At 69.3% G+C, this 20,587-nt stretch carries 20 protein-coding genes; 8 read left to right on the forward strand and 12 right to left on the reverse strand.

The features are described from left to right. Positions 1–55: 55 nt before the first annotated feature. Positions 56–394 (reverse strand): Rv2175c family DNA-binding protein, encoded by a 339-nt coding sequence (locus LSF15_RS15755; protein WP_232499514.1) that lies wholly within the window; start codon positions 392–394, stop codon positions 56–58. A 145-nt stretch (positions 395–539) separates the two neighbouring features. On the opposite strand from LSF15_RS15755, the gene LSF15_RS15760 reads away from it, so the two are divergent. After that, positions 540–1,619, forward strand: a complete 1,080-nt coding sequence (locus LSF15_RS15760; protein WP_232499515.1) for a LysM peptidoglycan-binding domain-containing protein — start codon at positions 540–542, stop codon at positions 1,617–1,619. An 80-nt stretch (positions 1,620–1,699) separates the two neighbouring features. Further along, complete coding sequence (pknB, locus tag LSF15_RS15765; RefSeq protein WP_232499516.1) at positions 1,700–3,616, forward strand: Stk1 family PASTA domain-containing Ser/Thr kinase; 1,917 nt, start codon at positions 1,700–1,702, stop codon at positions 3,614–3,616. 94 nt (positions 3,617–3,710) lie between these two features. Here pknB and LSF15_RS15770 read toward each other — a convergent pair whose 3' ends face one another. From LSF15_RS15770 to LSF15_RS15780, 3 genes are all read right to left on the reverse strand, one after another. Next, on the reverse strand, positions 3,711–5,081 hold the full coding sequence (locus LSF15_RS15770) for a class II 3-deoxy-7-phosphoheptulonate synthase (protein WP_372460037.1): 1,371 nt from the start codon (positions 5,079–5,081) through the stop codon (positions 3,711–3,713). Between the two features lie 77 nt (positions 5,082–5,158). Next, positions 5,159–5,848 carry a lysophospholipid acyltransferase family protein gene (locus LSF15_RS15775; RefSeq protein ID WP_232499517.1) on the reverse strand — a complete coding sequence of 230 codons (690 nt, stop codon included), beginning with the start codon at positions 5,846–5,848 and terminating at the stop codon, positions 5,159–5,161. Positions 5,849–5,897: 49 nt separating this feature from the next. Then, entirely contained in the window at positions 5,898–6,848 is a 951-nt protein-coding gene (locus LSF15_RS15780) for an ROK family glucokinase (protein WP_232499518.1), read from the reverse strand. Between the two features lie 151 nt (positions 6,849–6,999). Here LSF15_RS15780 and LSF15_RS15785 point away from each other — a divergent pair, with 151 nt between their 5' ends. Next, on the forward strand, positions 7,000–8,835 hold the full coding sequence (locus tag LSF15_RS15785; protein ID WP_232499519.1) for an AMP-dependent synthetase/ligase: 1,836 nt from the start codon (positions 7,000–7,002) through the stop codon (positions 8,833–8,835). Between the two features lie 119 nt (positions 8,836–8,954). Here LSF15_RS15785 and def read toward each other — a convergent pair whose 3' ends face one another. The 3 genes from def to LSF15_RS15800 are packed head-to-tail and all read right to left on the reverse strand — an operon-like array spanning position 8,955 to position 14,292. Further along, positions 8,955–9,446, reverse strand: coding sequence for a peptide deformylase (def, locus tag LSF15_RS15790; protein ID WP_232499520.1), 492 nt, complete (start codon positions 9,444–9,446; stop codon positions 8,955–8,957). An 11-nt stretch (positions 9,447–9,457) separates the two neighbouring features. Further along, positions 9,458–10,849, reverse strand: a complete 1,392-nt coding sequence (locus LSF15_RS15795; protein WP_232499521.1) for a MinD/ParA family ATP-binding protein — start codon at positions 10,847–10,849, stop codon at positions 9,458–9,460. A 38-nt stretch (positions 10,850–10,887) separates the two neighbouring features. Then, positions 10,888–14,292 (reverse strand): pyruvate carboxylase, encoded by a 3,405-nt coding sequence (locus LSF15_RS15800; RefSeq protein ID WP_232499522.1) that lies wholly within the window; start codon positions 14,290–14,292, stop codon positions 10,888–10,890. Between the two features lie 75 nt (positions 14,293–14,367). Between LSF15_RS15800 and LSF15_RS15805 the strand changes: the two genes are divergently transcribed. Next, positions 14,368–15,204: a ParA family protein gene (locus LSF15_RS15805; RefSeq protein WP_232499523.1), complete on the forward strand. Its 837-nt coding sequence runs from the start codon at positions 14,368–14,370 to the stop codon at positions 15,202–15,204. A 108-nt stretch (positions 15,205–15,312) separates the two neighbouring features. Here LSF15_RS15805 and LSF15_RS15810 read toward each other — a convergent pair whose 3' ends face one another. The 4 genes from LSF15_RS15810 to LSF15_RS15825 form a co-directional block, all read right to left on the reverse strand. Beyond that, on the reverse strand, positions 15,313–15,858 hold the full coding sequence (locus LSF15_RS15810) for a MerR family transcriptional regulator (protein WP_232499524.1): 546 nt from the start codon (positions 15,856–15,858) through the stop codon (positions 15,313–15,315). A gap of 126 nt (positions 15,859–15,984) precedes the next feature. Further along, complete coding sequence (gene ftsR / locus LSF15_RS15815; RefSeq protein WP_232499525.1) at positions 15,985–16,677, reverse strand: transcriptional regulator FtsR; 693 nt, start codon at positions 16,675–16,677, stop codon at positions 15,985–15,987. After that, the gene (locus LSF15_RS15820; protein WP_269756531.1) at positions 16,677–17,147 is read right to left on the reverse strand and encodes an FHA domain-containing protein; all 471 of its coding nucleotides are present in this window, start codon (positions 17,145–17,147) and stop codon (positions 16,677–16,679) included. The genes ftsR and LSF15_RS15820 overlap by 1 nt, the downstream gene beginning before the upstream one ends. Before the next feature lie 56 nt (positions 17,148–17,203). Further along, positions 17,204–17,827 (reverse strand): CDP-alcohol phosphatidyltransferase family protein, encoded by a 624-nt coding sequence (locus LSF15_RS15825; RefSeq protein ID WP_232499526.1) that lies wholly within the window; start codon positions 17,825–17,827, stop codon positions 17,204–17,206. A 32-nt stretch (positions 17,828–17,859) separates the two neighbouring features. On the opposite strand from LSF15_RS15825, the gene LSF15_RS15830 reads away from it, so the two are divergent. Beyond that, entirely contained in the window at positions 17,860–18,687 is an 828-nt protein-coding gene (locus tag LSF15_RS15830; RefSeq protein ID WP_232499527.1) for a DUF1295 domain-containing protein, read from the forward strand. Between the two features lie 7 nt (positions 18,688–18,694). Here the strand turns inward: LSF15_RS15830 and LSF15_RS15835 are convergent, their stop codons facing one another. Next, the gene (locus LSF15_RS15835; RefSeq protein ID WP_308188483.1) at positions 18,695–19,144 is read right to left on the reverse strand and encodes an NUDIX domain-containing protein; all 450 of its coding nucleotides are present in this window, start codon (positions 19,142–19,144) and stop codon (positions 18,695–18,697) included. Between the two features lie 55 nt (positions 19,145–19,199). Between LSF15_RS15835 and LSF15_RS15840 the strand changes: the two genes are divergently transcribed. Genes LSF15_RS15840 through LSF15_RS15850 form a run of 3 tightly spaced genes read left to right on the forward strand, consistent with a single transcriptional unit; the run spans position 19,200 to position 20,575 of the window. Then, positions 19,200–19,571 (forward strand): RNA-binding S4 domain-containing protein, encoded by a 372-nt coding sequence (locus LSF15_RS15840; protein ID WP_232499528.1) that lies wholly within the window; start codon positions 19,200–19,202, stop codon positions 19,569–19,571. Positions 19,572–19,595: 24 nt separating this feature from the next. After that, positions 19,596–19,889 (forward strand): GNAT family N-acetyltransferase, encoded by a 294-nt coding sequence (locus tag LSF15_RS15845; RefSeq protein WP_232499529.1) that lies wholly within the window; start codon positions 19,596–19,598, stop codon positions 19,887–19,889. After that, positions 19,889–20,575 carry an NAD(P)H-hydrate epimerase gene (locus LSF15_RS15850; RefSeq protein WP_232499530.1) on the forward strand — a complete coding sequence of 229 codons (687 nt, stop codon included), beginning with the start codon at positions 19,889–19,891 and terminating at the stop codon, positions 20,573–20,575. Before LSF15_RS15845 ends, LSF15_RS15850 begins: the two co-directional genes overlap by 1 nt. Positions 20,576–20,587 lie beyond the last annotated feature (12 nt).

Genomic DNA, 20,587 nt, shown 5'->3' on the forward strand with positions numbered 1-20,587 from the left:
GTCGCGACCTCGGTGGTGAACCCGGCCTCGGGTCGGAGGTCGCCTCGAGGTGGGATCAGGCGAGCGCCTGCGCCACCCGACGCACCTCGGACTTGCGCCCGGCCCGCAGTGCGGCGATCGGCGTCGTGCCCAGGCTGTCTTCCTCGGCGAGCAGCCAGTCGAGCGACTCCGCATCGCTGAACCCGGCGTCGGCGAGCACGATCGCGGTGCCGTGGAGCTCGGGCACCGGCGCGTCATCGCGCAGGAACACCGACGGCACCTTCAGCACGCCGTCGACACGCGCGGCGAGCAGGTGCCGGTCGTCGATGAGGCGGCGGATGCGGCTGGGGGTCTGCCCCGTCAGCTCGACGAGGTCGGGAACAGTCAGCCAGGTGGTCTCGGCGGCATCGGTCACGAAACCAACATTGCCATGCCGGATGGCCCGACGAAAGCACTTGCCGTCGAGTCGTCGCTCGCCCGCGCGGGAGATTGACTCGCCACACCTGCTGTGCGACCGTGACGCGAGAGGGGCCGGTGCACGCATCGGCGGAGGGGGAACCATGGTCGACCACGTCGACGGCGTCGGGGGGCGCACGGCGAACGACGACGAACGACGTCGACCACGCGCCATCCGCGGCGCACTTGCGCTGCCGCTCGCGATCGCGAGCACGATCGCGGTGACCCTCGGCATCGCCCAGCCGGCCGAGGCCGCACCGCACCAGGTCAAGCGCCAGCCGAAGGCCAAGGCGCAGACGGGCGCGACCACGCAGGCCTCGACCGTCGCGACGACCGCGGTGCCGTCCGAGATCGTGGTCGCCGACGGCGACACGGTGAGCGGCATCGCCGAACGCTACGGACTCTCGACGGCCGAGGTGCTCGCACAGAACGGACTCGGCTGGTCGAGCCTGATCTTCCCCGGGCAACGACTCGCCCTGCCGGGCGGCACGTCGCACGCCGCTCCGCCGCCACCGAACCCGTCAGCCGAGATCGTGAAGCACACCGTCGTCGCGGGCGACACGGTGAGCGGCATCGCCGCGCAGCACGGACTCGACCTCGATGTCGTGTTGCGAGCCAACGGACTCGGCCGCCAGTCGCTCATCTTCCCGGGTGAGACGATCGTGCTGCCGTCGACGGGGATCGCGCCGGTGCCGACCGAGGCGCCGCCCGAGCCGGCGGTCGAGGCCCCGTCGGCGGCGGCCGCACCCTCGCCGACGGTGGCGTCGGTGACGGTGCTGCTCACCGACGAGATGCGCGCGAACGCGATCATCATCGTCGAGACCGGCCGCCGCCTCGGGATTCCCGACTCGGGGATCGTGGTGGCGCTCGCCGCGGCGGCGCAGGAATCGAGCCTGCGCAACCTCCATCGCGGCCACCTCGACTCGCAGGGCCTCTTCCAGCAACGGCCGAGCGAGGGCTGGGGCACCGTCGACGAGGTGCTCGACCCGGTTCGTGCGACGACGGCGTTCTTCGGGGGTGACGCCAACCCGAATCCGGGACGCACTCGCGGGCTCCTCGACATCGCGGGGTGGGAGTCGATGACCGTCACCGAGGCGGCCCAGGCCGTGCAGCTGAGCGCACATCCCGACCACTACGCCAAGTGGGAGGTCTCGGCGCGGGCGTGGCTCGCCGAGCTCGGCTGACGCATCACGATGGCATTGCGATCAGGGGGTCGACGGCGTTTGCAACGGCCGCGGCATATGGACTTTCGTAGACTCTGAGCGTGACCACCGCGCCCGTCGACCCCATGATCGGCCGTCTGATCGACGGCCGCTATCAGGTGCGCTCGCGGATCGCGCGCGGCGGCATGGCCACGGTGTACCTCGCGACCGACCTGCGTCTCGAGCGCCGTGTGGCCCTCAAGATCATGCACGGCCATCTCGCCGACGACAACACCTTCAAGACCCGCTTCGTGCAAGAGGCCCGCTCGGCCGCGCGCCTCGCCCATCCCAACGTCGTGAACGTGTTCGACCAGGGGCAGGACGCCGATATGGCGTACCTCGTCATGGAGTACCTACCGGGCATCACCCTGCGCGACCTGTTGAAGGACTACAAGCGGCTCACCGCCGAGCAGACCGTCGACATCATGGATGCCGTGCTCTCGGGGCTCGCGGCCGCGCACAAGGCCGGCATCGTGCACCGCGACGTGAAGCCAGAGAACGTGCTCCTCGCCGACGACGGTCGCATCAAGCTCAGCGACTTCGGGCTCGCGCGCGCCGCGAGCGCCAACACGGCCACCGGGCAGGCGCTGCTCGGCACGATCGCCTACCTCTCCCCCGAGCTCGTCACCCGCGGGGTCGCCGATGCCCGCAGCGATATCTACGCGGTCGGCATCATGATGTACGAGATGCTCACCGGCGAACAGCCGTACGTCGGCGAGGCGCCGATGCAGATCGCCTATCAGCACGCCAACGACTCGGTGCCGGCACCGAGTTCGAAGAACCCGGCCGTGCCTGCCGAGATCGACGAACTCGTCGCGTGGGCGACGTCACGCGACCCCGACGAACGGCCCCGTGACGCCCGCGAGATGCTCGACCGCCTGCGCGAGATCGAGCCGGGAATCCGAGCGTCGCACCTTCCGATCACCACACAGGCGACGATGGTGCTGCCCGACGTGTCGGCCATGACCGCCGGCGCGACCGCCGACACGCAGGTGCTGGGCGGTGCCGCGCTCGTCGCCACCGCCACCCACGAGACATCCGACGTCGACGACACGGCGGCGCTCTCGACGAGTGCCGCCCGCCGACGCCGCCGCGGATACTGGCTGTTCGCGCTCGTGCTGCTGCTCACCGGCCTCGCCGCGGGCACCGGGTGGTACTTCGGCGCCGGCCCGGGCTCATTCGCCACGGTGCCGAACACGTCGACACTCGCTCCCGACGTGGCGACCGCGGCACTCCAAGAGGCCGGCTTCGTGGTCGAGCCCTCCTCGCGCACCGATCCGGTCGTCCCGCAAGGTCAGGTGGCCGACACCGACCCGCCGGGCGGCAGCCAGGCTCAACGCGGCTCGACCGTCACACTCTACGTCTCCGAAGGGCCCGAGATCCTCGAGGTACCCGCGGTGATCGGCACACCCGAGGATGCGGCACGCGAGGCACTGGACGCGTTCACCGTCGCAGAAGCCGCGACGCAGCAGTTCTCGGCCGAGGTCGAGACCGGATTCGTGATCGCCGCACTCGACGCCGACGGTGCCGCGCTCGGCGCGACCTACCCCGAACGCGGCGCGATCACGCTCGTCGTCTCGGTGGGGCGGGTTCCTCCGGTCGAGGGGCTGCCGGTCGGCGACGCCGAGGCGAGACTCGACGCCGCAGGACTCGAGGTCGAATTCGCCGAACCCATCTTCCACAATGAGGTGGCGAAGGACAGCGTGGTGACCGCCGACTGGCTGAACGACCCGATGCGCCCCGGAGACACGGTGAGGCTCACCGTCTCGAAGGGCCCCGACCTGGTCGCGGTGCCGAACGTCGTCGGGTTGAACTGGCAGGAAGCCGGCACGCAGTTGCGCGACGCGGGATTCGACCTCGACTACAACATTCTGGCCGACGTCGCGCCCGGGGCATTCGTCGTCTCGAAGACGACTCCGGCCGCCGACGAGACTGCGCTCCGCGGTTCCACCGTCACGGTGAACTTCGCCGGGTTCTGACCGCCCGAGCAGTCGCCGCCGACGTCGGCGGCGCACTTCGGGCCCCGATACGACGAGGCGGGACATCCGATCGGATGCCCCGCCTCGACCGATGTCAGCGTGCGGCGAGCTCTTCGGCGACGAGGAACGCGAGCTCGAGCGACTGCATGTGGTTCAGTCGCGGGTCGCAGAGCGACTCGTAGCGGGTCGCCAGTGTCGCTTCGTCGATCTGCTCGGAACCGCCGAGGCACTCGGTGACGTCGTCGCCCGTGAGCTCGACGTGGATGCCGCCGGGGTGCGTGCCCGCGGCCCGGTGCGCCTCGAAGAAGCCCTTGACCTCGTCGACGACGTCGTCGAAGCGACGCGTCTTGTAGCCGTTCGGGGTCGTGATGCCGTTGCCGTGCATGGGGTCGGTGACCCACAGCGGATTCGCGTCGCTGCGCTTGATCGCCTCGAGCAGCGGGGGCAGCGCGTCGCGGATCTTGCCGGCACCCATGCGGGTGATGAACGTCAGGCGGCCCGGCTCGCGGTTGGGGTCGAGCTTCTCGACGAGCTCGAGCATGACCTCGGGCGTCGTCGTCGGCCCGAGCTTCACGCCGATCGGGTTGCGCACCCGCGACAGGAAGTCCACGTGGGCGCCGTCGAGCTCGCGTGTGCGCTCGCCGATCCAGATGAAGTGGCCCGACGTGACGTAGGGCGTTCCGGTGCGCGAGTCGATGCGCGTCATGGGGCGCTCGTAGTCCATGAGCAGGCCCTCGTGGCCCGTGTAGAACTCGGTGTACTTCAGCGCCTCGAAGTCGGCGCCGCACGCGTGCATGAACTTGACGGCGCGATCGATCTCGCGCGCCAGCGACTCGTAGCGGGCGTTCGCGGGGTTCTGGGCGAAGCCCTGATTCCACGAGTGCACCTGACGCAGGTCGGCGAACCCGCCCTGCGTGAACGCACGGATGAGGTTCAGGGTCGACGCCGCCGTGTGGTAACCGCGGATCAGACGCTGCGGATCGGCCGCACGCGACTCGGGCGTGAAGTCGTAGCCGTTGACGATGTCGCCCCGGTACGCCGGGAGCTGCACGTCGCCGCGGGTCTCGGAGTCGCTCGATCTGGGCTTCGCGAACTGGCCCGCCATGCGGCCCATCTTCACGACGGGCATCGACGCGCCGTACGTGAGCACGACGGCCATCTGCAGCACCGTCTTCACGCGGTTGCGGATCTGGTCGGCGGTGGCCCCCGCGAAGGTCTCGGCGCAGTCGCCGCCCTGCAGCAGGAACGCTTCGCCGCGCGAGGCCGAGGCAAGGCGCGCGCGCATCGTGTCGACCTCGCCCGCGAACACGAGCGGCGGCAGGGTCGCGAGCTCAGCGGATGCCGCGTGTGCCGCCTCGGGGTCGGGCCACGCGGGCTGCTGCTTGATCGGCAGCGTGCGCCAATAGTCGAGCCCCGCGATCACGGAGGGATCTGCGAAGACGACGGGCTCGGCGAGCTGTACCACGGGAGTGTCCTGGAGGGTCGGGCGCGAGTGCGCCGGAAACGAAACGGCGACGCAGGTCGCGCCGCCGCATTCCGAGCCTACCGCGACTGCAGGGCCCGTTGCTCCTTGACCGAACTCGCGTAGACGTCGACGTACTCCTGGCCGCTGAGGCCGCGCAGCCGGTACACGAGTTCGTCGGTGACCGAACGCAGCACGAACCGGTCGCCCTCCATGCCCTCGAAGCGCGTGAAGTCGATCGGCTCGCCGATGATGATGCCGATGCGCCGCACCTTCGGGAGACGAGTGCCGATCGGCATCACGTGCTCGGTGCCGATCATGGCCACCGGGACGACCGGGACGCCCGACTCGAGCACCATGCGCGCGACGCCGGTGCGACCGCGGTAGAGCTTGCCGTCGGGGCTGCGCGTGCCCTCGGGGTAGATGCCGAGGATGCTGCCCTCGGCGAGTACCTTGAGACCCGTGTTGAGCGACGCCTCGGAAGCCTTGCCGCCCGAACGATCGATCGGCAGCTGGCCGGCCGCCTGGAAGAACACGCGCGTCGCCCAGCCCTTCAGCCCCTTGCCCGTGAAGTACTCGCTCTTCGCAAGGAAGACCACGGGCCTCGGTACGACGAGGGGCAGGAAGATCGAGTCGATGAACGAGAGGTGGTTCGAGGCGAGCACGACGGCACCGGACTTCGGCACGTTCTCGAGGCCCACGATCCACGGTCGGAAGATCGCCAGCAGGATCGGACCGACCACGAGGTGCTTCATGATCCAGTAGAACACCGTGCGTTCCCTTCCCCGTGACGCAACACCTCAGCCTAGCGCCGGCACGTCACGCGTGCTCGTCGACCCACACCCGGGCGAGGTCGGCCGCTCCAACCACGCCCGCATCGTTCACGAGCTCGGCGATGACGAAGTCGGGCTCGGGGTGATAGCCGCGTGCCGGAAGGTGCTCGGCGTAGGCCTCGCGGATGGGCTCGAGCAGCAGCTCACCGGCTTCAGCGACCCCGCCGCCGAACACGAACCGCTGCGGGTCGAGGATCGCCGAGAGGCTCGCCGCCGCCTGGCCGAGCCAATGACCGAGTTCGCGCAGGGCCGTCAGTGCACCCGCGTCTCCGGCCATCATGAGCGATCCGACGAGTCGCCCATCGAGCGTGCCGTGCTCGTCGCGGGCCTTCGCGAGGGCCCGCCCGACTCCCCCGGCATCGGCGACCTCGTTCGCCATGCGCAGCAGTGCGCGGCCGGAACCGTACTGCTCGAGGCATCCACGCTGCCCGCACCCGCACGCGAGCCCGTCGGGGACGACGCGCATGTGGCCGAGTTCTGCGCCGGCGCCGAAGCCCCCGCGGAAGAGTCGGTCACCGGCCACCACGGCGCCGCCGACGCCGGTGCCGATCGTGAGCATGACCATGTCGCTCACCATGCGGCCCGCGCCGAAGCGGAACTCCGCCCATCCGGCGGCGTTGGCGTCGTTGTCGACGACGACCGACTTGCCGACACGGGCCTCGAGCTTCTCGCGGAACGGTTCATTGCGCCAGTCGATGTTCGGAGCGTAGTAGACCATCGACTGGGCCGCGTCGATGAACCCGGCGGCGGCGACGCCGACCGCCGCGACCTCCTCGTCGGCCGCGAGCGAGGTGATCATGGCGACGACGGCGTCTTCGAGCTTCGCGACGTCCCCGGCAGGGGTCGGGACGCGCTCGCTGCGCACGATCGCGCCGAGTTCGTCGACCACAGCTCCGGCGATCTTCGTCCCGCCGATGTCGATTCCGATCGCGTGCACCCGGGGAGCCGCCTTTCAGGGGAAGGATGAGGCAGAGGCGTGCCCGGGCAGTAGCCAACGCGAGCAACGACTAGAGTGTAGACGACCCCAATGCCGAGGCCGCGCAGAGACCCGACCACGGCGCGACACGCCCGGTGCCGAAGGAGCTACCGTGATCGAATTCACCACGCCAGCCGTGGTTGCCCCAGACCCTGAGGCGAACGCCACCGACCTGCTCGTCGATCGCGTCGCCGCGACGCCCGACCTGGTGTTGTTCTCCCTGCCGACCGCCGACGGCGGCTGGTCCCCAGTCACCACACGCGAGTTCTACGACCAGGTCATCGCCCTGGCCAAGGGCCTCGTCGCAGCCGGCATCCAGCCGGGCGACAAGGTCGGCCTCATGTGCAAGACGCGATACGAGTGGACGCTCATCGACTTCGCGACCTGGTTCGCCGGCGCCGTGCTCGTGCCCGTCTACGAGACGAGTTCGCCCGCGCAGGTCCGCTGGAACCTCAGCGACTCGGGCGCCGTGGCGATGATCGTCGAGACCCCCGACCACTTCGCGCGCTTCGACGAGGTGCACCCTGATCTCCCCGCGATCCGCAACACCTGGCAGATCGACCTCGGCGACCTCGACAAGCTCGCCGCTGCCGGCGCCGACGTGCCCGATGACGAGATCGAGCGGCGCCGCAACCTCGCCGTCGGGTCCGACATCGCGACCCTCATCTACACGTCGGGCTCCACCGGCAAGCCCAAGGGCTGCGTGCTCACTCACTCCAACTTCGTCGAGCTCTCCCGCAACTCGGCGGTCGCGCTCAACGAGGTGGTGCTCGACCCGAACGGCGCCTCCACCCTGCTGTTCATCACGACGGCGCACGTGTTCGCCCGGTTCATCGCGGTCCTCTCGGTGCACGCCGGCGTGCGCGTGGGTCACCAGGCCGACACGAAGCAGCTGTTGCCGTCGCTCGGCAGCTTCAAGCCGACGTTCCTGCTCGCCGTGCCGCGCGTGTTCGAGAAGGTGTACAACGTCTCCGAGCAGAAGGCAGAGGCCGGTGGCAAGGGCAAGATCTTCCGTGCGGCTGCCGACGTCGCCGTCGAGCACTCGACGCTGCTCGAGGAGGGCAGGAAGGTCCCGTTCGGGCTGAAGGTCAAGTTCGCGTTGTTCGACCGGCTCGTCTACTCGAAGCTGCGCGCGGCCATGGGCGGCAACGTCAAGTACGCCGTCTCGGGTTCGGCGCCGCTCGGACCCCGCCTCGGCCACTTCTACCACTCGCTCGGAATCACGATCCTCGAGGGCTACGGCCTCACCGAGACCACCGCGCCTGCAACGGTGAACCTCGCGACGAAGTCGAAGATCGGCACGGTCGGCCCGACGCTGCCCGGTGTCTCGGTGCGCCTCGCCGACGACGGCGAGATCCAGGTCAAGGGCATCGACGTGTTCAAGGAGTACTGGAACAACCCCGAAGCGACTGCGGCGTCGTTCGACGGCGACTGGTTCAAGACCGGGGACCTCGGTTCCTTCGACGACGATGGCTTCCTCACCATCACCGGGCGCAAGAAGGAGATCATCGTCACCGCGGGCGGCAAGAACGTCGCGCCGGCCGCCCTCGAAGACCCGATCCGCGCGAACCCGCTCGTGGGCCAGGTCGTCGTGGTGGGCGACAAGAAGCCCTTCATCTCGGCGCTCGTCACGCTCGACCCCGAGATGCTGCCCGTGTGGCTCAACAACAACGGCGAAGACGCGGGCATGTCGCTCGACGAGGCGGCGGTGAACCCCGCCGTCAATGCCGAAGTGCAGCGGGCGATCGACGCGGCCAACGAGACCGTGTCGCGTGCGGAGTCGATCCGCAAGTTCACCATCCTCACCACCGAGTTCACCGAGGCCAGCGGCCATCTCACCCCGAAGATGAGCATCAAGCGCAACGTCATCCTCGACGACTTCTCGTCGCACATCGAGGCGATGTACTCGGGCGCACCGGCCACCGAAGGTCACTCGATCGTGAGCTGAGCTTCTGAACCTGCTGAGGGGCCCCGCGGAATCCTCCGCAGGGCCCCTCGGTCGTTCCCGATCACGGCCCGGCGTCCACGATCACGGCCCGGCGTCCACGATGCCGGCATCGGCGTGCGTCAGAACCAATCGGACTCACGTACGGCCTTCATCGCGCTGCGGCGTTCGTCCTTCTCGAGCCGGTCGAGGTAGAGCAGCCCGTCGAGGTGGTCGACCTCGTGCTGCAACGCCTGCGCCATGAGCCCGTCGCCCGCGAGTTCGATGTCGTTGCCGTCGAGATCGATGCCCCGCACGCGGGCGAACGGGTAGCGCGGGGTCTTGTGCCAGAGGCCGGGCACCGACAGGCACCCTTCGTCGATCAACTGCTTGTCACCCGACACCTCGACGATCTCAGGATTGAGGATGTAGCCGACCTCGCCGTCGACGTTGTAGCTGAACGCACGCAGGTTCACCCCGATCTGCGACGCGGCGACGCCCGCACGCCCGGGAATGCGCACGCAGTCGACCAGGTCGGTCACGAGCGCGCGCACGCGATCGTCGACCTGTTCGACGGGGGCTGAGACGGTCTTCAAGACGGGATCGCCGAACAGGCGAATGGGACGTTCCGGCAATTGCGCTCCGATCAGTGCCCGCGCTCGGCGGGCAGGCCTTCCACCACGAGGGCGGCGAGTTCTCGCGCCGCGTGCTGCGTGACGGGGCGGAGTTCCTTCCAGTTCACGACGGAACCGGCGGCGAGCTGGGGGTCGTATGGGATGCGCACGATCTCGCGAACGCGCGATTGGAAATGCGCCTCGATCTCGTCGACCTTCACGAGGTGGGTGCCCTGGGTTGCGAGGTTGATCGCGACGACCGCGTTGCGCACGAGTTCGCCGAAGCCGTTCGCCTCGAGCCACGTGAGCGTCTCGGACGCGAGTCGGGCCTCGTCGACGCTGCCGCCCGAGACGATGACGATGGAGTCGGCGCGCTGCAGCGTCGCGCGCATGACCGAGTGCACGATGCCCGTTCCGCAGTCGGTGAGCACGAGCGAGTAGTACCGGGCGGCGAGGCCCGCGACAACGTTGTAGTCGTTGTCGTCGAACGCCTCGGAGAGCGTTGGGTCGGTGTCAGAGGCGAGGATGTCGAGGCGCGTCTCATCGCGGGAGACGAACTTCGAGAAGTCGGTGTAGCCGCCGATCGACGACGCCTTCACGACGACGTCGCGCACCGTCTCGCGGGTCTGCCGGTCGACGCGCTCAGCGAGCGTGCCGCGGTCGGGATTCGCGTCGATCGCGATGATGCGGTCGTCGCGGGCGTCGGCCAGCGCCATGCCCAGCAGCGCGGTGATCGTCGTCTTGCCGACGCCTCCCTTGCGCGTGAGCACCGGCACGAACCGGGCGCCGCCCTCGAACCGCTTCTGGATGCGCTGGCTCAGCGCCTTGTGCGCGCGCACCTTGGCGGAGTCGCCGAGGTTCACGAGATGCAGCGAGGCCTCGTAGACGAAACGGTTGAGGCCGCCGTGCGGCGCAGGGCGGGTCGTGCGGTTGAGGTCGATCAGGCGGTCTGGGGTGAGTGATTCAGCCGTCTCGGGCACCTCTGCCGGAACCGGTGCCTCACCCGGTGTTTCGACGACGGCGACTTGCGCTGCCGCTTCGTCGTGAAGTCGCTCGCGCCGTGCCCGCGAGGCGTCGGCCGCGAGGAGCGCACTGTACGGCGAATGCTCACGGCGAGCGGGATTGCGGTATCCGCCGCGCGAGAGCGCCGGCGTGATCACCTCGACCGACCGCGTCGCGGAATCACCGTCGACGAGGGCCGTCGGGTTGACCGAGACGTCGTCGATGGCGACGGCGACCTCGTCTTCGGGTACTTCGCGCATCGGCGCGGGCGGGAGGTCGAGCCTCAGGTTCAGGTTGTCGGTCGCCCGCGTCGCCGCGTGCGCCCCCGTCGTCGGTTCGGGTTCACCGTGGTCGGCCGCCGCAGTGCGCGCGCCGCCGCTGCGGCGCGCCCCGGCTCGGTCATCTGTCGTGTCGTCAGCCACCGAGACCCCTCCTCATCAGCGCCATTCCACGGGACAGCCTATCGTGCACGCACCACCACGAGCAGATCGCCGGCCTCGACCTGCTGCGTCTTCGGGATCGCGACCCGCTCGACGACGCCGGCGACGGGTGAGGTGATCGCCGCCTCCATCTTCATCGCCTCGATGGACGCGACGCTCTGACCGGCGACGATCTCGGCGCCGACCTCGACCTGCAGCGTGACCACGCCCGAGAACGGCGCGGCGATCTGGCCGGGCTGCGAGGCATCCGCCTTCTCTGCCGCTCGCGACTCGACGACGATGCCGCGATCGCGCACGAACACGGGACGCAACTGGCCGTTGAGGATCGTCATGACGGTGCGCATGCCCTTGTCGTCGGCCTCGCCGATGGCCTCGAGACCGGCGTAGAGGCGCACGCCCTTGGCGATCTCGACGACGTGCTCGGAGCCCGGACGAAGACCGTAGAGGTAATCGACCGTGTCGACGACGGACAGGTCGCCGAAGAGCTCGCGGATCTGCTCGAACTGCCGCGTCGGGGCCGGGAACAGCAGCGCGTTCAACGTCGCGCGCCGCGTGATGCTGTCGGCTTCGAGGGCGGCTCGCTGGTCGTCGGTGAGCTCGGTCACGCCGATGCGCACATCGCGGCCGGCGAGCACCTTCGTGCGGAACGGCTCGGGCCACCCGCCCGGCAGGTCGCCGAGTTCGCCGGCCATGAAGCCGATGACCGAGTCGGGAACGTCGTACTTGTCGGGGTTCTCGGCGAAGTCGGCTGGGTCGGCCTTCACCGCGGCGAGGTGCAGCGCCAGGTCGCCGACGACCTTCGACGATGGGGTGACCTTGGGGACCCGCCCGAGGATGCGGTCGGCGGCGGCGTACATGTCCTCGATGAGCTCGAAGTCGTCGGCGAGGCCGAGCGCGATCGCCTGCTGGCGCAGGTTCGAGAGCTGGCCTCCGGGGATCTCGTGGTGGTACACGCGGCCCGTCGGCCCCGGCAGACCCGACTCGAACGGCCGGTACAGCCGTCGCACGGCCTCCCAGTAGGGCTCGAGGTCGGAGACCGCGTCGAGCGAGATGCCGGTGTCACGCGGGGTGTGCGCGAGTGCGGCGACGAGCGACGATGCCGACGGTTGGCTCGTGGTGCCTGCCATCGGTGCACTCGCGACGTCGACCGCGTCGACGCCGGCGTCGGCCGCCGCGAGCAGCGTCGCGAGCTGGCCCCCGGCGGTGTCGTGGGTGTGCAGGTGCACGGGCACGTCGAACCGCTCACGCAGCGCGCCGACGAGACGGGCGGCCGCCGAGGGCCGCAGGAGGCCGGCCATGTCCTTGATCGCGAGCACATGCGCGCCGGCGCCGACGCTCTGGTCGGCCAGGCGCAGGTAGTAGTCGAGGGTGTACAGGTCTTCTGCCGGGTCGAGCAGGTCACCCGTGTAGCAGAGCGCCACTTCGGCGATCGAGTGCCCGGTCTCGAGGACCGACTCGATCGCCGGCCGCATCTGCTCGACGTCATTCAGCGCGTCGAAGATGCGGAAGATGTCGACGCCGGTCGCGGATGCCTCGCGCACGAACGCGTCGGTGACCTCGGTGGGATAGGGGGTGTAGCCGACGGTGTTGCGCCCACGCAGGAGCATCTGGATGTTGATGTTCGGCAGCGCTTCACGCAGCGCTGCGAGGCGCTCCCAGGGGTCTTCGCCGAGGAACCGGAGGGCGACGTCGTAGGTGGCCCCGCCCCAGGCCTCGACCGAGAGCAACTCGGGGGTCATGCGTGCGACGTAGGGGGCGACCGCGACGAGGTCCTTCGTGCGCACGCGCGTGGCCAGAAGTGACTGGTGGGCGTCGCGGAAGGTCGTCTCGGTCACTGCGAGCGGGGTCTGCGCCCGCAGCGCGGCGGCGAACCCGGTCGGACCGAGTTCGAGCAGGCGCTGACGCGATCCCGACGGCGCCGGCTGAGCGAGATCGAGCGCGGGCAGCTTCTCGACAGGGCTCACGCTGATGGGGGCCGGGCCGTTCGGCTGGTTCACGGTGACATCGGCGAGCCAGTTGAGGATCTTCGTGCCGCGGTCCTTCGACACGCGTCCGCGCAGCAGCTGCGGGCGCTCGTCGATGAACGAGGTGCTGAGGTCGCCGGCCACGAACGCCGCGTCGTCGAGCACCGCCTGGAGGAAGGGGATGTTCGTGGCCACGCCGCGGATGCGGAACTCGGCGAGGGCGCGCTTGGCACGGGCGACCGCTGCCGTGTAGTCGCGGCCGCGGCAGGTGAGCTTCGCGAGCATGGAGTCGAAGTGCGGGCTGATCTGCGCGCCGGGGTTGATCGTGCCGCCGTCGAGCCGGATGCCGGCGCCGCCGGGCGAGCGGTACGTCGTGATCTTGCCAGTGTCGGGGCGGAACCCTGCCGTGGGGTCTTCGGTCGTGATGCGGCACTGCAGCGCCGCACCGCGCAGTCGGATGGTGTCTTGCGTGAGCCCCAGTTCGGCGAGGGACTCCCCCGCCGCGATGCGCATCTGCGACACGACGAGGTCGACGTCGGTGACTTCTTCGGTCACCGTGTGCTCGACCTGGATGCGCGGGTTCATCTCGATGAACACGTGCTGGCCGGCGCGCTCGCCGACCGTGTCGAGCAGGAACTCGACCGTGCCGGCGTTCACGTATCCGATCGAACGCGCGAAGGCGATCGCGTCGTGGTAGAGGGCGGCCCGCACGTCGTCGGAGAGGTTCGGCGCCGGTGCGATCTCGATCACCTTCTGGTGGCGTCGCTGCACCGAGCAGTCGCGTTCGAACAGGTGCACGGTCTCGCCCGAGGCGTCGGCGAGCACCTGCACCTCGATGTGACGGGGCCGCAGCACCGCCTGCTCGAGGAACATCGTGGGATCGCCGAACGCACTGTCGGCCTCGCGCATCGCCTCTTCGAGGGCGGCGCGCAGGTCGTCCTTGGAATCGACGCGTCGCATGCCGCGCCCGCCGCCGCCGGCGACGGCCTTTGCGAAGACGGGGAATCCGATCTCGTCGGCCTGTGCGACGAGCTCCTCGATGTCGCGCGAGGGCGGCGTGGACTTCAGCACCGGCACTCCGGCGGCGATCGCGTGCTCCTTCGCCGTGACCTTGTTGCCGGCCATCTCGAGCACATGCTTCGGCGGGCCGATGAACGCGATTCCGGCTTCTGCGGCCGCCTGCGCGAGCTCGGGGTTCTCGGAGAGGAACCCGTAGCCCGGGTAGATGGCGTCGGCGCCGGACTCCTTCGCGACCCGGATGATCTCGCTGACGTCGAGGTAGGCCCGAACCGGATGCCCGGGTTCACCGATCTGGTACGCCTCGTCGGCCTTCAGCCGATGCAGCGAGTTGCGGTCTTCGACCGGGTACACCGCGACCGTCTTCGCACCGACCTCGACGGCGGCACGGAACGCGCGAATGGCGATCTCACCGCGATTGGCAACCAGGATCTTCGTGAACATGCAAGCCTTTCCGACCGGAATCCGCACAGCGAACGTTTAGGTATCGCCCGAGTAGTAAAGGTAACGTATCTGTTCGTGCACGTTCTCTCCGTCAGCTCCCTCAAAGGCGGCGTCGGCAAGACCACCGTCACGCTCGGACTGGCGTCGGCGGCCTTCGCCCGCGGCGTCCGTACCCTCGTCGTCGACCTCGATCCGCAGTCCGATGTGTCGACCGGCATGGACATCCAGGTCGCCGGCCACCTCAACGTCGCCGACGTGCTCGCCTCTCCCAAAGAGAAGATCGTGCGGTCGGCGATCGCCCCGAGCGGTTGGACGAGGTCCAACCCGAGCTCGACGATCGACGTCATGATCGGCAGCCCTTCAGCGATCAACTATGATGGCCCGCACCCGTCGATCCGCGACATCTGGAAGCTCGAAGAGGCGCTCGCCAATGTCGAGGCCGACTACGAGCTCGTGCTCATCGACTGCGCGCCATCGCTCAACGCGCTCACCCGCACCGCGTGGGCGGCGAGCGACCGCGTCGCCGTCGTCACCGAGCCCGGCCTGTTCTCGGTCGCCGCCGCCGATCGCGCGCTGCGCGCGATCGAAGAGATCCGCCGCGGCCTCTCCCCCCGACTCCAGCCGCTCGGCATCATCGTCAACCGCGCTCGCGTGCAATCGCTCGAGCACCAGTTCCGCATCAAAGAACTGCGCGACATGTTCGGCCCGCTCGTGCTCTCGCCTCAGCTCCCCGAACGCACCTCGCTGCAGCAGGCCCAGGGTGCGGCGAAGCCGCTGCACATGTGGCCGGGCGAGAGTGCCGAAGAGATGTCGGCGAACTTCGACTCGCTGCTCGAGCGAGTGCTGCGCACGGCTCGCATCGGCGAGTATGCCAACGCCGCACCGCTCGCGGTCGAATCCCACGTCATCTGACCCGGGGCGTTCTCGCCGTTCAGAACCGAACGGATGGCCCCTCACGAGGCACGCCCGTCGCCGTCGAGCGTGACGTTCTGTGACGAACCATGCGCGTGAAGCGCTCGATCAGGAGATCTTGCGCGACTTCGCGCCGCGCCGAACGGCCAGCTCGTCCATGGGGTCCGCGGGCTGCGTGTCGAGTTCGACGAGCGTCGACTCGACCTCGCGCAGCACCTTGCCGACCGCGATGCCGAACACGCCCTGCCCACGGTTGACGAGGTCGATGACCTCGTCGTCTGAGGTGCACAGATAGACGCTCGCGCCGTCGCTCATGAGCGTGGTCTGCGCCAGGTCTTCGACGCCCGACTCGCGCAATTGCGTCACCGCGGTGCGGATCTGCTGCAGCGAGATTCCGGTGTCGAGCAGTCGCTTGACGAGCTTCAGCACGAGGATGTCGCGGAATCCGTAAAGCCGTTGCGAGCCCGATCCCGCGGCACCGCGAACCGTGGGCTCGACGAGCTGGGTGCGAGCCCAATAATCGAGCTGACGGTAGCTGATGCCGGCCGCGCGCGCAGCGACCGCGCCCCGATAGCCGGTGCCGTCTTCATACTCGGGCAGGCCGTCGGTGAACAGGAGTCCGAGGTCGTAGCGCGAGGGTACGGTCTCACTCATCTCGTCGCCCCTCGCTCTCATGCCGGCTCCCCGACTACCGGCTCCCCGACGGCATGTGCACAACGCTACCGACGAGGCAGGCATCGGCCAAACACATCGGGCCGAACGTCACGGCGTGTCGCGCGATCAACGCGCGAGTCGCGAGAGCGTCGCACGTACGACGCTCGAGTGCACGGTCTCGAGATGCCCGGCGAGTTCGCGGCCCTGCTCGGCGGCACGGGCCTTGTCGGACGCGTCGGCGCGTCTCGACGGCGCGATCGCGCGCTCGACGAGCGCCGCCTCGCGCTCGGCTGCGGCACGCACGCCACGCAGATGACGGGGCTCGATGCCGACGCCTCGAAGCGCGACGAGCGAACGCAGGACGCCGAGCGCCTCGTCGCCGTAGTGCTCGGCCGCGGGCAGCAGCGAGGCCGAGACCGCATCGTCGAGCAGGGCCCGGGTCGCTCCGGCCTCGGCGATGAGTTCTTCGCGTCGCAGCCGGCGGGCTGCCCCGAGGAACGCCGCGGCGCTCGTGGCGCCGGGCAACGCGGGCGTCTCGCCGGCGTCGATCGCCTCGAGATGCGTGCGGATGACTTTGAGCGGCAGGTAGTGGTCGCGTTGCATGGCGAGCACGACCGTGATGCGCTCGACATCGGCGGGCGAGAACTTGCGGTAGCCGGCCGCCGTGCGCGCCGGGGAGACCAACCGTTGCTCCTCGAGGAAGCGCAGCTTCGATGGCGTCAGCTCGGGGAATTCGGGCTGAAGCCTCGCGAGCACCTGGCCGATGCCGAGCAGTGGTTCCTGGCCGCTCGCGCGCGACGACGCAGCGGTCCTCGCCACTACTCGCTCGCTACCGGGGCCAGGTCGCGTCGTGACGCGTAGAACGTGAGTCGGTACTTGCCGATCTGCACTTCTGCGCCGTCGCTCAACAGGGCGGTCTCGATGCGCACACCGTCGAAATAGGTGCCGTTCAGCGAGCTGAGGTCTTTGACCTCGAACGCGGTGCGATGACGCACGAACTCGGCGTGCTTGCGCGAGACGGTGACATCGTCGAGGAAGATGTCGGCGTCGGGGTGCCGGCCCACGACCGTGACATCGGTGTCGAGCAGGAACCTCGCACCGCTGTTGGGACCCCGGCGCACGATGAGCAGCGCAGAACCCGACGGCAGCGCCGCGATCGCCTCTTGCTCTTCGGCAGTCGTGTCGGCATCGAGCGCACTGAGTTGCGCCGCCGCGTCACGGCTGAACCCGATCGTCGTGTCTCCGTCGTCGTCGTCGGCGATGCGGTGCTCCGAGGTAGGCGTTGACAACCCGTCTCCTGTCTCGTTCGCATCGTCGGGCTGTGTCATGTCGGAATCCGCCACGGCTAACCTCCTTGTCCCAGCGTATCGGATCGAGAGTCGTCTGCCACCCGGGGAATACGGATGACCCGCGAGGTCTCGATCGCGTAGATGATGCCCGCCCACCAATAGAGAAAGGCACCCCAGAGCGTGATCGCCCAACCGATCGGTTCGCTCACGGGAGCGATCGTCGGGAATGCGAGCCCGAGCATGATCACCGGAAGCCCGAAGAACAGGGCGAACGTCGCCACCTTGCCGAGCTGGTGCACCGGCAGCGGACCGAACCCGTGGTTGGCGAGGACGACGCCCAGTATCAGCAGGAACACGTCGCGAGCGACGATGATGACGACGATCCACCACGGCACCAACTGCTGCGCGGCGAGGCCGACGAGGGCGGCGAAGATGTACAGGCGGTCGGCCGCCGGGTCGAGCAGCTGCCCGAGGCGGGTGATCTGGCCGAGCCGGCGCGCGAGGAAGCCGTCGAGCAGGTCGGTGAGGCTCGCAACCACGAGCACCACGAGCGCCACGACGTAATCGCCGAGCACGATGTAGACCAGGAATACCGGCACGAGCGCGAGCCGGAGCATGCTCAGGATGTTCGGGATCGTCCAGACCTCCGAACCGATCTCCCCCGACCGTTCCCCTGCCACATCACGATCCTATCGAGCCGTACAATTCGGCCATGAGTCCCCTGCTCGTGTGTCTCGTCATCGGCGTTGCGATCGCACTCTCCACCTGGGTCGCCTCGCTCATCACCCGCGAGTACTCGTGGGTCGACCGCATCTGGTCGATCGCCCCGGTCATCTACGTGTGGGTGTTCGCCGCGGGCGGCGAATTCACCCCTCGACTCCTGCTCCTGGCTTCGCTCGTCACGCTGTGGGGCATCCGATTGACGTTCAATTTCGCCCGCAAGGGCGGCTATCGGCCAGGCGGTGAGGACTACCGCTGGGCCGTGCTGCGCGGTCGGATGTCGCAGCCGCAGTTCGCTGCGTTCAACCTGCTCTTCATCTCGATCTACCAGAACGCCGTCATCCTCGCGTTCACCGTGCCGGCGTTCACGGTCGCGGAGGCGGGCACGGCACCGTTCGGCGGCTGGGACATCGCGCTCGCGGCATGCTTCCTGGCGTTCCTCGTCGGCGAGACGGTCGCCGACCAGCAGCAGTGGGAGTTCCACCGGTGGAAGACGAGTGAGCGTACGGCCGGCCGCACCCCGCAGCCGGGATTCCTGCAGACCGGTCTCTTCCGGTACTCACGGCACCCGAACTTCTTCTTCGAGCAGGCGCAGTGGTGGGTGTTCTACGGGTTCGCGGTCGCGGCGACCGGCGTCTGGCTGCACTGGACCGTCGTCGGGGCGGTCATGCTGACGACGCTGTTCATCGGCTCCACGATCTTCACCGAGAGCATCTCGCGATCGAAGTACCCCGCCTACGACGACTACCGGGCGCGCACGTCACCGCTCGTGCCGTGGTTCCCGCGCCGCCCGGCGGCAGCGGGCGAGCGCACGGCCTGAGTGGAGATCAGACCTGCACCGCGAGCGCGGGCCAGGACTCGGCGAATCGCGGGTGCAGGTCGAGCTCGGTGACCCGATCGACGGAGATCCAGCGAAGCTCGATGCTCTCGGGGTCGCTGACCACGGGTTCGAATCGCTCGGTGGCGTCGGCGACGACGGTGGTGTACGACCAGTAGCCGAGGTCGAGCACCGACGTGAACCGCACCACGATCAGGTCGGGCGGCACTCCTGCCTCTTCGCCTGCTTCGCGCACCGCCGCATCGACGGCACTCTCGTGCTCGTGCCGCGCACCCCCCGGCACCCCCCAGGTGCCCCCGAAGTGACTCCAGTGCGCGCGGTGCTGCAGCAGCACCTCGCGCTGCGGGCTCACGGCGAGCAGGCCGGCGGCGCCGTAGCGCCCCCAGTAGCGTGCGCCACCCGGACCTTCGACCCAGGCGTCACCGCTCTTCGCACCCATGCCTCCAGCATGCCGCACTCGGCTGGGATCTCGGCAAGAGCCGTAGGCTGGTGATATGAACGGCGACTCACCGGTGCGCATCGATGCGTGGTTGTGGGCAGTGCGTCAGTTCAAGACCCGATCGGCCGCTACGGCCGCATGCCGAGCCGGGCATGTACGCGTGAACGGCGAGCGTGCGAAGGCGGCGCAGCCGGTGCGTCCGGGCGACGAGGTACGGGTGCGCATCGCAGGGTTCGACCGGCAGCTCATCGTGCGTCGCACGCTCGTCAAGCGCGTGTCGGCGGCGGTCGCTGCCGAGGCGGTCGACGACCGCACTCCCCCGCCGCCTCCGCGGGAGTCCGTGGCCGCGGAGGTGACCCGCGATCGCGGCGCCGGTCGCCCGACGAAGCGCGAGCGACGCGACCTCGACCGCCTCCGCAGGCGCTGAGCGCGGACGGCGTAGCCTGAAGGCGTGCGCAAGGAACTCAGTCACGAGCCCGATGCCCGCCGCTACGTGCTGCGGGTCGACGGCGGCATCGCGAGCGTGCTCGATTACCGAGTGCTCGGCGAGGCGGTCGCCTTCACCCGCACGTTCACGAATCCGACCTATCGCGGGGCCGGCCTGGCCGGAGACCTCGTCGAGTTCGCGGTCAACGACGTCGAGGCGACCTCGAGCCGCCACATCGTGCCCAGCTGCTGGTACGTCGGCGAGTGGTTCGACCGGCACCCCGATCGGCGGTCGATGCTCGACGAACGCCTGATGTGATGGTCGCCGGGTACACCGCCGCGCAGGTTCGAGCGGCCGAGAAGCCTCACCTCGACCGTGGCGAGCCGCTCATGCGCATGGCCGCGGCAGCGCTTGCCGCGGTCGTGCGCGAGCAACTCGCTCGTTCCGCCGATGCCACGCCCTCGGTGCTCGTGCTCGCCGGCAGCGGCGACAACGGCGGGGATGCCCTGTTCGCCGCTGCGGAGCTCGCGGGCGACGGCGCGCGCGTCGAGGTCGTTCCGACCGGCCCACGGTTGCACGCCGAGGCGCGCGCCGCTGCCGAGCGGTCGGGCGTCCGCATCCTCGGTGAGGTGGATCCTGCGCAGATCGCGCGGCTCGCAGCCGGGGCATCCGTGATCGTCGACGGGATCCTGGGCACCGGAACGAGCGCCGACCCGGCACTGCGCGGTCGCGCCCGTGAGCTCGTCGTCGGAGTGCTCCCCGTGCTGGCCGCGGCCGACCGGCCGATCGTCGTCGCCGTCGACCTGCCGAGCGGGATCCATCCCGACGACGGTTCGGTGCCCGACCGGGCAGTGCTCGCCGCCGACGTCACCGTCACGTTCGGCGCCGCGAAGGCCGGCCTGCTGCTCGAGCCCGGAGCCGACTACGCCGGCGAGCTGCGCGTGATCGACCTCGGACTCGGTGCGGAGCTCGATCGGTTCACGCCGCTCGTCGAGCGCGGGTGACCGAGGCCGGCG

The organism is Agromyces humatus, assembly GCF_021228295.1.
Lineage (GTDB): Bacteria > Actinomycetota > Actinomycetes > Actinomycetales > Microbacteriaceae > Agromyces > Agromyces humatus.

What these genes read in the sequence shown, in the direction of transcription:
- LSF15_RS15830 (WP_232499527.1), top strand. Translation starts at nt 17,860, where the DNA reads ATGAGTCCCCTGCTCGTGTGTCTCGTCATCGGCGTTGCGATCGCACTC.
- LSF15_RS15850 (WP_232499530.1), top strand. Translation starts at nt 19,889, where the DNA reads ATGGTCGCCGGGTACACCGCCGCGCAGGTTCGAGCGGCCGAGAAGCCT.
- LSF15_RS15840 (WP_232499528.1), top strand. Translation starts at nt 19,200, where the DNA reads ATGAACGGCGACTCACCGGTGCGCATCGATGCGTGGTTGTGGGCAGTG.
- LSF15_RS15760 (WP_232499515.1), top strand. Translation starts at nt 540, where the DNA reads ATGGTCGACCACGTCGACGGCGTCGGGGGGCGCACGGCGAACGACGAC.
- LSF15_RS15800 (WP_232499522.1), bottom strand. Translation starts at nt 14,292, where the DNA reads ATGTTCACGAAGATCCTGGTTGCCAATCGCGGTGAGATCGCCATTCGC.
- LSF15_RS15835 (WP_308188483.1), bottom strand. Translation starts at nt 19,144, where the DNA reads ATGGGTGCGAAGAGCGGTGACGCCTGGGTCGAAGGTCCGGGTGGCGCA.
- LSF15_RS15810 (WP_232499524.1), bottom strand. Translation starts at nt 15,858, where the DNA reads ATGAGTGAGACCGTACCCTCGCGCTACGACCTCGGACTCCTGTTCACC.